Source organism: Flavobacterium difficile, assembly GCF_011392115.1.
In the GTDB taxonomy this organism is placed as follows: Bacteria; Bacteroidota; Bacteroidia; order Flavobacteriales; family Flavobacteriaceae; genus Flavobacterium; species Flavobacterium difficile.
Genome location: NZ_JAAJBT010000005.1, coordinates 114,315 through 128,569, shown reverse-complemented (window position 1 = coordinate 128,569; position 14,255 = coordinate 114,315). Strand labels below are relative to the sequence as shown.

Genomic DNA, 14,255 nt, shown 5'->3' with positions numbered 1-14,255 from the left:
CGTTTAGAAAATTTTTAAAACTACATTTTTTTTCTCAATCGCGCTACAGGTATGTCTAATTGTTCTCTGTATTTTGCAATGGTTCTTCTGGCAATTGGAAAACCTTTTTCTTTTAACATAGCAGCTAAGTCCTCATCTGGTAGAGGTTTGCTTTTGTCTTCTTCCGCAATAACGCGTTCTAGAATGTTTTTAATTTCAATCGTAGAAACATCTTCTCCTTGGTCGTTTTTCATCGCTTCAGAGAAAAATTCTTTGATTAATTTTGTTCCGTAAGGCGTGTCTACATATTTACTATTGGCCACACGAGAAATGGTTGAAATATCTAAACCAATCATATCGGCAATATCTTTCAGAATCATCGGTTTTAACTTCGATTCTTCGCCATCTAAGAAATATTCTTGTTGAAAATACATGATCGCATTCATGGTTACAAATAATGTCTCTTGGCGTTGTTTAATCGCATCGATAAACCATTTGGCAGAATCTAATTTCTGTTTGATAAACTGCACCGCATCTTTTTGAGAATTCGATTTATCGCTAGACACTTTATACGTTTGCAACATTTCTTGATAGTCTTTAGATACGTGCAATTCTGGAGCATTTCTGCCGTTTAAAAGTAGTTCTAATTCGCCATCAACAATACGAATCGTGAAATCGGGGACAACATGTTCTACCATTCTGCTGTTACTATCATAACTTCCTCCTGGTTTCGGATTTAGTTTTTCAATTTCATCAATGGCTTTTTTCAATTGTTCTTTCGTACAATCGAATTTTTGTAATAATTTATCGTAATGCTTCTTGGTAAAAGCATCAAATTGTTTTTCAATTATTGTAATTGCTAAATTTACCGATTCAGTAGGCGTTTTATGTTTCAACTGAATTAACAAACATTCTTGTAAATCTCTAGCGCCTACACCAGAGGGTTCTAATTGCTGTACTACGTGTAAGATTCTTTCAACCGTTTTTTCATCGGTATAAACTCCTTGTGTGAAGGCCATATCGTCTACAATATCCTGAATGGTTCTTCTGATGTATCCAGAATCTTCGATACTTCCTACTAAAAATTCAGCAATTTCTCGATCATCTTCAGTAAGGATAAACGTATTTAACTGATTGATTAAATCTTGATGAAAACTTACTTGTGCTTGCATCGGCATGCTTCTGTCTTCGTCGTCATCGCTATAATTATTGCTTTGGTATTTGTAATCTGGCGTTTCGTCGTTGCTTAAATACTCATCAATATTGATATCACCTGTATCAATTTGATCGTTGTCATAATCATCGTAATTGTCGTCATTAGACGCGTCATTATAATCATCTAACGATTCGTTATTGTCATTTAAACTTCCTTCTAAAGCGGGATTTTCAACCATTTCTTCTTGCAAACGTTGCTCAAAAGCTTGCGTAGGCAATTGAATTAACTTCATCAACTGAATTTGTTGTGGAGATAATTTCTGCGATAATTTGAAATTTAAACTGTGTTTAAGCATATCGTGTTTATGGTTTAAGTGTTTAATCGTTTATAAGTTTAAAAGGCATCGTGTATAAACCTTCTAAACTTCTAAACTTTTTAAACTTCTAAACTGTTTTTTTTAAAATTCTGCGTTATCTGGCGTTCTTGGGAAAGGAATAACGTCACGGATATTGGTCATACCGGTTACGAATAACACCAATCTTTCGAAACCTAATCCGAAACCTGAATGAACTGCTGTTCCGAATCTACGTGTATCTAAATACCACCATAATTCTTCTTCTTCAATTCCTAAAACTTTCATTTTTTCGATTAAAACGTCTAAACGTTCCTCTCTTTGTGAACCTCCAACAATTTCTCCAATTCCTGGGAATAAGATATCCATGGCTCTTACGGTTTCTTTTCCTGGTTCTGTTCCGTCATTTAAACGCATGTAAAACGCTTTAATTTTCGCAGGATAATCGAATAAAATTACCGGACATTTGAAATGTTTTTCCACTAAGAAACGCTCGTGCTCCGATTGTAAGTCGGCACCCCATTCGTCAATTAAATATTGGAATTTCTTATTTTTATTTGGTTTTGAATTCTTTAAAATATCAATCGCTTCTGTATAAGAAACACGTTTGAAATTGTTTTCTAAAACGAAATTCAATTTCTCTAACAACGTCATTTCACTACGTTCTGCTTGAGGTTTGCTTTTTTCTTCTTCGATTAAACGGTTTTCTAAGAATTTTAAATCTTCTGAACATTTTTCCAAAGTGTATTTAATTACATTCTGAATAAAATCTTCTGCTAAATCCATATTCGCTGCTAAATCATTGAATGCTACTTCAGGTTCAATCATCCAAAATTCAGCCAAATGACGAGACGTATTTGAATTCTCTGCACGGAACGTTGGTCCGAATGTATATACCTGACCTAAAGACATCGCATACGTTTCTGCTTCTAACTGTCCAGAAACGGTAAGATTCGTTTGTTTTCCGAAAAAGTCTTCTTTGTAGTTTACCTTTCCGTCTTCAGTTCTTGGCGTATTGTCAAATGGTAAAGCTGATACTTGAAACATTTCTCCAGCACCTTCTGCATCTGAACCTGTGATAATTGGCGTATTTACATATACAAATCCTTTTTCTTGAAAATATTTATGCACCGCGAAAGACAACGTAGAACGCACACGCATAATCGCTCCAAACAAATTGGTTCTGGTACGTAAATGAGCATGTTCTCTTAGAAAATCTAAACTTGGTTTGTTTTTAGGTTGAATTGGGAATTTCTCCGCATCAGAATCACCCAAAATTTCTAGTTTAGTAACTTGAATTTCTACTTTCTGACCTGCACCTTGACTTTCCACTAAAGTTCCAATAACAGAAATGGCCGCTCCAGTAGTAATTCGTTTTAAAGTTTCTTCAGGTGTGTTTTCAAAATCCACCACACACTGAATATTGTTAAGAGTTGAACCGTCATTTAGTGCAATAAATTGATTGTTTCTAAATGTTCTTACCCAACCTTTTGCGTTGACTTCTTGTAACGTTTTCGTGTTTTCTAATAAATCTATTATTCTAATGTGCTTCTTCATCTTTTGCTAAAATTCATTTAAAGTGCAAATATAGTGCGAATTATTGAGTTTTAGAAATGTGATTTTGTACTTTATTTTAAGAAGTTTTATGAATTTAAATTCTATTATTAATCGTAATTTTCTAATTTTACGAAATGATTTTAGTTACAGGCGGAACAGGTTTAGTGGGTTTTCATTTATTGTTGCATCTTTCTCAAGAAAAGGAGGCAATTCGTGCCATATATAGATCAGAAAAAAAACTACAACACATTAAAAATTTTTTCCAAAAAGAAAATCAACTTGCTGAATTTGAAAAAATCGATTGGGTTCAAGCGGATATTTTAGATATTCCAGCGCTTGAAATGGCTTTTTCAGATGTTTCATATGTATATCATTGTGCAGCGTTGGTTTCTTTTAATCCGAATGACGAAGACCAACTCTATCAAAATAATATTGTTGGAACTGCTAATGTGGTTAATATTTCTCTTTCAAAAAATATTAAAAAATTGTGTTATGTGAGTTCGATTGCCGCTTTAGGAAACGGAACAGAGCATAATTTAATTGTCAACGAAGAAACTGAGAGAAATAGTGAAGCCGTAAGAAGCGATTATTCGATTTCGAAATTTGGTGCTGAAATGGAAGTTTGGCGAGGCTTTCAAGAAGGCCTAGACGTGGTGATTGTGAATCCAGGTGTGATTTTCGGTGCTGGTTTTCCAAATGAAGGCAGTAGCTTATTTATCCAAAACATCAAAGCCGGACAATTGTTTTACACTTTGGGGAAAATTGGAATTGTTTCGGTTGAAGATGTGGTTAAAGCCATGACTGCTTTAATGAAAAGTACTATTTCTGGTGAAAGATTTATCTTAGTTAGTCAAGATGTTACCTATAAAGAATTATTTGATAGTATTGCTGACATTCTGAACAATCCCGAAGTTTCGGGTCAGAATGACAAAAGGGTTAAAAAACCGAAATATTTGGTCAAAAAATGGCAAGTTCAAATCGCACGTATTTTGGAATTTATTTTTGCGACTTTGTTATTTAGAAATCGAATGTTAACGAAAGCTACCATTAATTCGCTATTTAATGAAGAAATTCACGACACCAGTAAAATAAAAAAGGTAATTAATTTTGAGTTTTTAGACAAGAATGTGTTTTTGAAAAAAGTAATACAATCTTTTTAAGTCAATTGAGTTTTTAATTAAATAAAAAAACCGCTGATTCAGCGGTTTTTATAAGTTGCAAATAGTTTATTAGCAAAATTCGTTGTAAGCGTCTTTTAAGTTTTCTGCAATTAATTCTGCTGGGCGACCTTCAATATGATGGCGCTCTAACATGTGAACCAATTCTCCATTTTTAAATAAAGCCATACAAGGCGAAGATGGAGGAAAAGGGAACATGTGTTCTCTCGCTTTGTCTACAGCTTCTTTGTCTACACCAGCAAATACAGTAACTAAATTACTAGGTTTTTTTGCATTGTCTAAACTCATTTTGGCACCTGGACGTGCATTTCTTGCGGCACAACCACAAACTGAATTTACAACTACTAAAGTGGTTCCTTCTTTGCTAATTGCTTGTTCAACTGTTTCAGCTGAATATAAATCTTGAAAACCAGCATCAGATAATTCTGCACGCATGGGTTTTACCATTTCTTCTGGATACATATTTTTGTATTTTATAACGTTATAAAGTACAAATTTACAAAGTTTTTAGCTTTACACATATAAACTTATCATAAAGATTTGTTATCGTTAGATAAATTTAATGAAATCCTGAATTTCTATTTTATATTTGCAACATTAAATGATTTTATGAAATATATTATTCTTCTTTTTTTAAGTGTTACTTCATTTTCTTTTGCTCAAGATTTAAAAGATGCAGAAATTGAAACGGTTAGTATAAAAAGTAAACCAAAAATTGCTACAATTCTAAAAAAATTAAATAAGCAATTACTTAAGAAAACAGATACTACAAGTTTTGTGTTCGATTTGCGTCAAATAAATTTGAAAAATTCGGATACGATTATCAATAGAACGGAAGAACAAATTTTAAAAATTACTAATTTTAATAATACGTTTTCTAAAAAGAATGTAATTGAAAATAAAGAAAATTGGTTTTCTAACTTCAAAGAGATTTTCCAGAATTATTCGGCAGAAGAATCGCCAATTGGCTGGCTTTCGGGTTATCCTATTCGAAAAAATTTAACTACTGCTGAACTCGATTTTTTCTCACATCCTAGAGGGTATACTTATACAAGAGATTGGTTAGAGAATGATGAATTATTAGTCACTTTCGAATCTAAAGGATTTTATAAAGGTAGTTTTATTGTGGATAAGAATTTCAATTTATTACAATTGAATTACGAAACACAAGAACCTTATCCGTTTTTTTATACCAGTGAAGAAAGTATTGGTAAAAATCATAAATTCACTTCTAATTGGATTTACCAAAGAGAAAAAGTAGCCATGAATTTTGAAATTGTAAAAAACAAGATGGTTTTAAAATCGTTAAGTATTGAAGAAAAACTTCGAGATTTTACATTCAAACGATTCGATGAAAAAGGAGCGACTTTTACCGATAAGAACAATTTTTACACAAATATAAAATTGGTAAATAAGAATTTTTTGGAAGAATAATAATTTAGCTGAGAATTGCCGAATTATTGCTTGGATTTTAAAAAAAATAGAATCGTAAAGAAAAACTTTTTTTAATTTGAGAATTCGTTTTAAAAATACTAGCTATAAGATTCGCTTCAACAAAGCCTTTATAAACAATCCTTTCGGACACATCCAAATGACTTGTAAATCTTCCCAAAAAGAGGTTTCTTCATCTAAGAATTTAAAAATTAAGGCCGCTTTTCCAGTTTTAAACATACTTGAGAATATAGCACTTCCGTGTTGATTGGTTAGATATAAAATATCAATCAATAATAAATCGTACAGCCAAAATTTATTGATTTTATGAAAATTGGTAAAGTCGTTTCCCGTTTTTAAAAAAGCGACAAGTTTTTTAGCTTTTTTTACTGAATTTTTAAAGGTATACCCTGTGCTGGCTTTACTCCAACCACCGGCAGAACCAATGTTTATGATGTTTTTGCTGTTATTTTTCCAAAACGGAAAACAAGTCATAGGAATATTTCCTTGTTCTTTTTCTACGATTTCAAATTCGGTGATTCCTAATTGTTGAATGTAATTTTCAATTTCGGTTTCGTATTCATTTTTCGGCAATACATCTTTAGAAAATAAAGTATATTCCAATAAAGCTTCTTTTGGAGAAGTTGGTAACACATACATAAAGCGAGTGTTGCCTTTTTGTTCGACAGAAAAATCCATGAAAGTCGGACAGTTTTCTGTAAAAACTGCTTGTTTGCTTTTAATAAACCAGCCTACAAAATGTTGTTGTACTAAAGGGAATTTTGTTTGCGATTTTACTAGTTCGGGATTATATATACTATTGAAAATTTGAGTACATGTAAACGATTTACTTTTCGTTTTTACGACACAATGGTTTCCTAACTCTGAAAAATCAGTAACAGTATCTTGAATAATTTCTATGTTTTGATGTTTGGCAATTTCATCAAAAATCAACTTATAAAAATCGGCACTTCGAAGCATTTTGTACTCGTAGGGCTTCAAATTTAATTGGTTGGTAAAGTGGTTGTTTTTAAACCAAGCTAAGTTCCATTTTTTAGTACTAATTTCATCAAACCAATTTTCGGAATCCCAAAAACACCAAGTTCTGTCGTTTTTGTTTTTAGTGTCAGCATCGATCAACAATATTTTTTTATCAGAAAATTGCCCAGATTGAATCATTTCAAAAAGGGTTAATAAAGCTGATAATCCGTTTCCTGTAAAAATATAATGATAGTGATTCATAGCTTCAAAAGTACTGCTTTTGAGTGATTTTAAAAAAGGTATAATTAACTTATGAAGCTATTTTTTCAAATGCTATGTAATGTACTAAGTTGTTGTTAGCATCAAATTTTGGATACGCTTCAATTTCGCATTTATAGCTTGTGCCGTCTTTTTTATAATTAATTACAATTTCTTTAAAAGGATGTTGGTTTTTAACGGCTTCTCTAATTTTATTTCTGGTAGCTACATCTGTTAAATTACCTTGAAACATTTTAGGTGTATTTCCAACTATTTCTCTTGATGAGTAACCTGTTAATTTTGCAATTTCTGGAGTTACATATATGATTTTTAAACTGCTATCTGTGATAATTACAGATTTATTAGCTATGTCTTTAGCGAAGTTTATTTTTTCAGTCCAACTTTCTTGTATGCTTTCTATCGTTTTGATTTCATTAGGTAGCTGTTGGTAAAAATCCCAAGATACAATAGGTAATGGTAGAAGTTTTAAGCTTTTCTGGTATTTTTCCCAAGCTAAGTCGTAACGATGAAACATTTTGATTCGTTTAAAATATTATGAAAATGAATTACTATTTTTTAAATAAATGCTTATGAAGAAAAATATTAATTAATACATTTTCGTGATGCGTTTATTATTTAATACTATGCAACTGTTTCAATATCAAGTAAAAATTCAGTTACAAAAAAGCACAAGTTTTTCATTAAATTACTATTGATAAGCGATGAAATTTTTGTCTTATGCTTGTATTTCTTGGTAAAAGTAGCAAATAAAACAGAAAATCAATGCTTAGAATAGATGCTTAATCGTTTTAATGTCAATTTTAACTTTTGTTCTAGAATTTTTAAAGGTAATTGTAAAAAAAACACTAATATATTTTAAATTTTTCTTTTATATTAATTTAGAATAAATAAAAATAACATATATTTGTATCAGATTTTAGTTTTTAGTTTTCTTTTATTAAAAAACTTATGAATTAATTTACTTCAAATCTAGAGTCTGTTTTTGCTGTTTAATTTAAATAAGTGTAGTATGTGTTGCAATTTTACAAAAGTTAAAGAAACTAAAAATGGGATTTTAATTTACATGAATCATTGCAAAAAGTTCCAATTGAGTTTTAATAATCTTCATTTTAGTTTGGATAAAATCGAATTAGAAACATTTAAAGATTTTTTACGAAAAGTAGACATTAATTATTGGGAAAACGAATATGAAAATTCTATTTACAGGAAGAAGATTCCAATTCCTACGTTACAGAAAAATTTTATCATTTTAATTGACAGGTACGAATTGTTTGAACTGTTAAGTTTACTCGATTTTGATTCAGAAAACAAAGGCTTTTTAACCTTTAAAGATTTAGATGGTAAGATTAGTTTAAATTAATATTTAGAGTTATACTGTAGAAAGCCTGTTTTTAAAATGGGCTTTTTTATTTTAAATAATACCTAACTCCTAAAAAAAACCTAATTCCCTGATTGGGTGCATAGGTATAAGAAGGATCGAAGGTTAATGCATACGGATTTTCTGGCGTGGCAATTGCATTTCCATTTCCGTCAAATTGTACGTTTTCATCAAACGGATCATTTGGTCTGGCAATTAAAAAGGCGTTTTTTTTATTTGGTGACCAATTTAATAAGTTTTTAATTCCTCCATACAATTCAAATTTATTGTCTCGTTTGTATGTTGCTTGTATGTTTTGAATACTCCAAATCGGCGAAATAGCTCTTCTTGGGTCTAAGTCACTCAATAAAGGCAATCGCATGGGGCCATATACATTTCCTGTGTAATCAAAGGATAAGCCTAAGTCTAAAAGTTCATAAGTTATGGCCCAATTGGCGCTAAATTTTTCTGTTAAAATTGGAGTTGTAGAGATGCCGTTTCTTGTGTTTTTACTTTCTAATACACTAGCTCCAATATTAGCTTTTAATCCAAAATTCGACATATAATCCACATTCATACTCATTCCTTTTGATTCCGAAAAGCCATTCAAATTTTTGTAAATAATTTGATTCGGATTGCTGTCGTAATCGGGAATAATTTGATTTGAAAAATACGTATACCAACCAGAAATATCAATACCTAATGAAGATGCATTTTCAAATCGTATCTTTTTCATATAATTCACATTTACATTATACGATTTTTCAGGTTTTAAATCTTCGGTTACAATTACGTCTCTAGAACCCGTAAGTGCTGCATGTTCTTCTGTAAATAAATTCACCACTCTAAAGCCAGTTCCAGTATTTATTCTAAAAATATCCGAATCTGAAAATTTCCACTTGTAAGCTATTCTTGGCGTATAAATGTAGCCGTGATTGTTATTGTAATCCAATCGACTTCCTAATAAAACACTGTGCATTTTTGCTAACTTAATTTCATCTTGACCAAAAACACTAAAAATATGAGTTCTTTCTGGTTTTACGGTTGCGGTTGTATTGTCATTATAAAACTGATAGCGATACGCACTTCCTATTAAAAAGTCGTGATTACTCATTTTTTTATCCCAAGTGAATTGTCCGAAACCAATTTGTTGCTGGGCTAAATATTTAGTGGTTCCGTAGTAAGAATCTTGATTGTGATTGGTTACTGAGAAGGATAGGTCTATTTTTTCTGTAAATGGCAATTCGTATTTTCCTATTACTTCCTGACGAGAAGTGTAAATACTTTCTCCATAAACCTGATTTGTTCCTCGATACGATTTGTTCCAATTCATCTCGCCGCCCCAACGGTCTTCATAGAAAAATCTGCCTGCTAAAGTGAATACTTTATTGTTTTTTCTAATGAAATTCCATTTGTTAAATATCGAAATTCGTTCTTGTAAGGTTACATCTGTAAAATTATCATGATTGTTGTCAATAGGTGAATTATAGTTGTAATAATTCAAACCAACTAATGTATTTGCTTTGTGCTTTATGTTTTGTTTGAAGCCCAAGTCTAAATTATTTTCTAACCATGAAGTTGAAAAAAAATCTGCAGAAAAAATGGGAGCTTGAGTGGCGTTTTTGGTGATAATATTAATCAATCCTCCAACCGCTTCACTGCCATATAAAGAAGAAGCTGGCCCTTTTACAATTTCTATTCTATCAATTAACGAATTCGGAATTCCAGATAAACCATAAACAGTAGAAAGTGCACTTACAATTGGCATTCCATCTATCGTAACCATTGTATAGGGGCCTTCTAAACCATTAATGTGAATGTCGCCCGTATTACAAATGTTGCAATTTAATTGAGGACGTACTCCATTTACATTTTGTAACGCTTCAAAAATATTAGAAGTTGGATTTTTCTTTAAGAAAGTTGCCGAATAAATTTCAACAGGAATAGGAGTTTCAAGACGTGAAATGGGTTTTAAAGTGCCTGTTACAACTACTTCATCAATGTCTTTATCCGAATTTTTGGCAATAGTATCTTTTATTTGTCCTGTTAGAATTAAAGGAAAAAAGAGTATTATAAATATTTTTTTCAATTTTAATAATTTATTTTTTAGACAAAGCTAAAAATATTATTTGTGTTTTAGAAATATTATTTGTTATTTTTGTTGAAATATATTTTATGACTACTTCCGAAGAAAACTATTTAAAGGTAATTTATCATCTGTCCAATCTTTCGCCAAAAGGAGTGAATACGAATGCTATTGCTGGAATGCTAGATACAAAAGCTTCATCTGTAACGGATATGCTAAAAAAATTATCGGATAAAGAATTGGTAAACTATCAAAAATATCAAGGTGTTTTTTTAACGGAAAAGGGCAAATTAAGTGCGAAAATGATTGTTAGAAATCATCGTTTGTGGGAAGTTTTCTTAGTTGAAAAATTAGGTTTTGCTTGGGATGAGGTGCATGAAGTAGCAGAAGAATTAGAGCATATTCGTTCAGAAAAACTAATTAATCAATTAGATAAGTTTTTAAATTTTCCGAGTTTTGATCCTCATGGCGATCCTATTCCGAATGCTAAAGGAGAAATGCCAACCATTGCTAAACAATTACTTTCTGAAATTGAAATTGGTTCGACCATTACTTGTGTTGGTGTTAAAGACACTTCGGTAGATTTTTTACAATATTTAAACAAACAACAAATTTCGTTGGGTACAAATATTACTGTTTTGGAAAAAGAAGCTTTTGATGGTACCATTAAAATTGAAATTAATCATGCGGTTTTAGTCATTTCAGATAAAATTGCAAATAACCTATTTGTCAAATAATAACCTATTAGATTTTATAAATTTTAAAATTTGAACAATTAAAAATAGTACTATGTATGAAGATTTAATAAATTATTTAGAAGGAATAGATCCAGTTTTAGCTGCTTTTTATGCTACCATGTTTACGTGGATTGTTACTGCGGCTGGTGCTTCCTTAGTTTTCTTTTTTAAAACTATGAATCGAGCAGTTTTAGATGGCATGTTAGGTTTTACTGGTGGTGTTATGGTGGCGGCTAGTTATTGGAGTTTATTAGCTCCAGCTATAGAAATGAGCAAAGGTGAAGGTTTCACGAAAGTTATTCCAGCAGCTGTTGGTTTTTTAATGGGTGCTTTATTTTTATTTGCTTTAGACAAAACCTTACCACATTTACATATTAATTTTAAAGAAACGGAAGGTATTAAGTCGCCTTGGCAACGTACTACTTTACTAGTTTTGGCCATAACCTTACACAACATTCCTGAGGGTTTAGCGGTAGGTGTTTTATTTGGTGGAGTAGCGGCCGGTATTCCAGAAGCTTCTATTGCTGGTGCTGTTACTTTAGCAATCGGTATTGGAATTCAGAATTTTCCTGAAGGTATTGCCGTTTCTATGCCACTTCGTAGAATGGGAATGAGTCGAAGAAAAAGTTTTATGTACGGACAATCATCAGCAATTGTAGAACCAATAGCTGGAGTTTTAGGTGCTGTTGCAGTTACATTTTTCACACCAATTTTACCTTATGCTTTAGCTTTTGCAGCCGGTGCGATGATTTTTGTTGTAGTAGAAGAAGTAATTCCAGAAACGCAACAAGATAAAAATACAGATATTGCTACGTTAGGTTTTATTGGAGGCTTTATTGTAATGATGAGTTTAGATGTAGCTTTAGGATAAAAAAAGGGAAGTATTAAACTTCCCTTTTTATTTTTTAAAATTTAGCGCCTAAACTTATGTAAACGGTTCTTCCTTCATTTGGAATTAATCCTGGTCCAGGAAAACCACCAGCTCTTCTTGTTGCGTAAGCTGTATTGAAAACATTGTTTATTCCGCCTCTAATATTGTATTTTTCTAAGAAGTTCAGTTTAAACGACCAATCATATACCGTATATTTTTGAATCAATCCATCATTAGCGTTTGCCGAAGGTGTAATGTCGTTTTTCGCATTGGTATATACATCACTCATAATTTTATTTTGGAAAGTACTCGAAACGTTTTTATAACCATAAGTAATTCCGAATTGGTGAATGTATTTTGGAGCGTACTCTACACGATTTCCCGCATAATCACTTTCTGTAATTGTGCTACCAGAAGCGGCATACACTTTATTTTTTGTGTATTTCGCATTAATAAATGAAAGTGTACCGAAGACTTCTAAACTTCCTGCGTTTTTAAGTTTAGCTGCTTTAAAAATGTCAACTGCTACATAACCTTCAAATCCTTTGTTAACACTTTCACCTAAATTGGTTCGGAATTGAAAAGTTCCTTGTGCGGGATCGTCGTTAATAAATCGTCTAATAGTTCCAATTCTATTATTGTATTGCATGTAAAAGTAGCTTACATCGAAAGTAATAAAGTTATATAAATCGCCTCGATACCCTAAATCAAAAGTATATCCAGTGTTGTCTTTTAAATTACTGTCAATTACATCAGTTGTGGCAGGTGGTGTTAAATCGCCAAATAAAACAGGTCGGTACGCCTGAGTAATATTAGTATAAATATTAGTGGATACGAAATTATATTGTGCCCCTAAACCTGCTAATAAAACCGTTCTTTCATTAGTAGCAGGAGTAACCATTACATCGTTTCCGCTCACTACATTGAATCGACCTTCCATTTCATTTTTAATAGATTCTAAACGGATTCCAGGAGTAATGCTTAGTTGGTCTGAAAGTTTAAATAAATTTTCTGCAAATAGAGCAAAGTTTGTAGTTGTAAAATCTAAATCTCTATTAAATTTATTATTTTCTACACTTAAATCGAAGTCATATCCAGTTGTGCCTTTTCCGTTTTGTTTTCTGTTCGTTTCGGCTTTGTAAGCTCTAAAACCAAAAGCTAAGTTTTGCTCTTGTTTAAATAGAGAATAATTAAAAACACTTCTGGTTTCAATTCCAAAGTTCTTATAAAAATCTCTTGCTACATCTCTATTAGTAAGTGGGTCAGCCGCATTGATATTTCCTAAGAAGCCAACACTATTTCTTTCACCAATTAATCCAAATGCTTTCACATTTAAACTTAATCGATCAGCTATTTTTGTGTCTAATGTAATATTGGCTAAATTCCAAGGTGCGCCAAACCAGTTTCTATCTCTGTAGGATATTCTTCCGTTGTTTTGTAAATCAGCATCTAATATACCTCCAGCTTGTTGGGCTGTATAATCGGCATTTGTGTATTCTGCTGATAAAGAAGTGTTTTTATTAAATTGGTAGCCTAAATATGCATGTGTGTTTCTTACGTCGTATCTTGAGTTTTCTCTCCAGCCGTCACCTTTTTTGGAATCGTTGTAAACGTAATAAGAAAATTTTCCAATAGTACCACCAATCGCATTATATGTAGATACCATGTTATAGCTACCTAATGTGTTTTGCGTTTCGTAGGAAAACTTTTTATTTTTCTCTCTTTTTAGTACATAATTAAGCAAGCCACCAAATTGAGGTCCGTATTGTAGTGCCGCGCCGCCTCTAACAATCTCTATTTTTTCCACAGCTTGAAAAGAAGGATTGTAATACGCTTCAGGATAACCAAATACATCAGAAGAAATATCGTAACCATTTTGACGGGTATTAAATTCCCAACTTCTGTTCGGATTTAAGCCTCTAGTAGCAACATTTACTTGTATACCAGAACCATCATATTCCCAAACTGTAACACCAGGAACTCTTGAAAATAACTCTCTGGCATTGTTATTTGCCACATTAGCTGTAATGTTTTCTAATTTTAAAACTTCATTTTTTTTACCTGAATAAATGATGTTGTTTTTAACATCAGGCATTCTTTCCGGAGTATGTATTTGTTTTTCAATTAAGATTTCTGGAATTTTAGTGATGGTATCTTGTTGTAGTTCTTGTGCGATACTAATTTGTGATAGGACCAAAAATCCATAAAATATTTTTTTCATTTTGCTTTATTTAGATTAAATCTACGTGCAAAATTACTTTTTGGTTTTTATTTAGACAAATTTAAAATAA

12 protein-coding genes are annotated in these 14,255 nt (G+C 31.7%); 5 read left to right on the top strand and 7 right to left on the bottom strand.

Annotation, left to right across the window (positions count from 1 at the left end; genetic code table 11):
* Positions 1-20: 20 nt before the first annotated feature.
* Together rpoN and asnS are read right to left on the bottom strand one after the other, a co-directional pair.
* Positions 21-1,490 carry an RNA polymerase factor sigma-54 gene (gene rpoN, locus G4D72_RS09395; protein ID WP_166077426.1) on the bottom strand — a complete coding sequence of 490 codons (1,470 nt, stop codon included), beginning with the start codon at positions 1,488-1,490 and terminating at the stop codon, positions 21-23.
* 102 nt (positions 1,491-1,592) lie between these two features.
* Entirely contained in the window at positions 1,593-3,044 is a 1,452-nt protein-coding gene (asnS, locus tag G4D72_RS09390; protein ID WP_166077425.1) for an asparagine--tRNA ligase, read from the bottom strand.
* A 134-nt stretch (positions 3,045-3,178) separates the two neighbouring features.
* On the opposite strand from asnS, the gene G4D72_RS09385 reads away from it, so the two are divergent.
* Positions 3,179-4,204, top strand: a complete 1,026-nt coding sequence (locus G4D72_RS09385) for an NAD-dependent epimerase/dehydratase family protein (RefSeq protein WP_166077424.1) — start codon at positions 3,179-3,181, stop codon at positions 4,202-4,204.
* Between the two features lie 69 nt (positions 4,205-4,273).
* On the opposite strand, the gene G4D72_RS09380 is transcribed toward G4D72_RS09385, so the two are convergent.
* A complete protein-coding gene (locus G4D72_RS09380; RefSeq protein ID WP_166077423.1) occupies positions 4,274-4,684 on the bottom strand; it encodes a BrxA/BrxB family bacilliredoxin in 411 nt (136 codons plus the stop codon).
* Between the two features lie 147 nt (positions 4,685-4,831).
* Here G4D72_RS09380 and G4D72_RS09375 point away from each other — a divergent pair, with 147 nt between their 5' ends.
* Positions 4,832-5,656, top strand: coding sequence for a hypothetical protein (locus tag G4D72_RS09375; RefSeq protein WP_166077422.1), 825 nt, complete (start codon positions 4,832-4,834; stop codon positions 5,654-5,656).
* Positions 5,657-5,758: 102 nt separating this feature from the next.
* Here G4D72_RS09375 and G4D72_RS09370 read toward each other — a convergent pair whose 3' ends face one another.
* Together G4D72_RS09370 and G4D72_RS09365 are read right to left on the bottom strand one after the other, a co-directional pair.
* Positions 5,759-6,895 carry a lycopene cyclase family protein gene (locus G4D72_RS09370; protein WP_166077421.1) on the bottom strand — a complete coding sequence of 379 codons (1,137 nt, stop codon included), beginning with the start codon at positions 6,893-6,895 and terminating at the stop codon, positions 5,759-5,761.
* A 49-nt stretch (positions 6,896-6,944) separates the two neighbouring features.
* Positions 6,945-7,427, bottom strand: coding sequence for a PAS domain-containing protein (locus G4D72_RS09365; protein WP_166077420.1), 483 nt, complete (start codon positions 7,425-7,427; stop codon positions 6,945-6,947).
* Between the two features lie 495 nt (positions 7,428-7,922).
* On the opposite strand from G4D72_RS09365, the gene G4D72_RS09360 reads away from it, so the two are divergent.
* Positions 7,923-8,273 carry a DUF6686 family protein gene (locus tag G4D72_RS09360; RefSeq protein WP_317165240.1) on the top strand — a complete coding sequence of 117 codons (351 nt, stop codon included), beginning with the start codon at positions 7,923-7,925 and terminating at the stop codon, positions 8,271-8,273.
* A 46-nt stretch (positions 8,274-8,319) separates the two neighbouring features.
* Here the strand turns inward: G4D72_RS09360 and G4D72_RS09355 are convergent, their stop codons facing one another.
* Positions 8,320-10,359 (bottom strand): TonB-dependent receptor plug domain-containing protein, encoded by a 2,040-nt coding sequence (locus G4D72_RS09355; protein WP_166077417.1) that lies wholly within the window; start codon positions 10,357-10,359, stop codon positions 8,320-8,322.
* A gap of 86 nt (positions 10,360-10,445) precedes the next feature.
* Between G4D72_RS09355 and G4D72_RS09350 the strand changes: the two genes are divergently transcribed.
* Both G4D72_RS09350 and G4D72_RS09345 read left to right on the top strand, forming a co-directional pair.
* On the top strand, positions 10,446-11,093 hold the full coding sequence (locus G4D72_RS09350) for a metal-dependent transcriptional regulator (RefSeq protein ID WP_166077416.1): 648 nt from the start codon (positions 10,446-10,448) through the stop codon (positions 11,091-11,093).
* 52 nt (positions 11,094-11,145) lie between these two features.
* Positions 11,146-11,964 (top strand): ZIP family metal transporter, encoded by an 819-nt coding sequence (locus G4D72_RS09345; protein WP_166077415.1) that lies wholly within the window; start codon positions 11,146-11,148, stop codon positions 11,962-11,964.
* A gap of 34 nt (positions 11,965-11,998) precedes the next feature.
* Here G4D72_RS09345 and G4D72_RS09340 read toward each other — a convergent pair whose 3' ends face one another.
* Positions 11,999-14,185 carry a TonB-dependent receptor family protein gene (locus G4D72_RS09340; protein WP_166077414.1) on the bottom strand — a complete coding sequence of 729 codons (2,187 nt, stop codon included), beginning with the start codon at positions 14,183-14,185 and terminating at the stop codon, positions 11,999-12,001.
* Between the last annotated feature and the right edge of the window lie 70 nt (positions 14,186-14,255).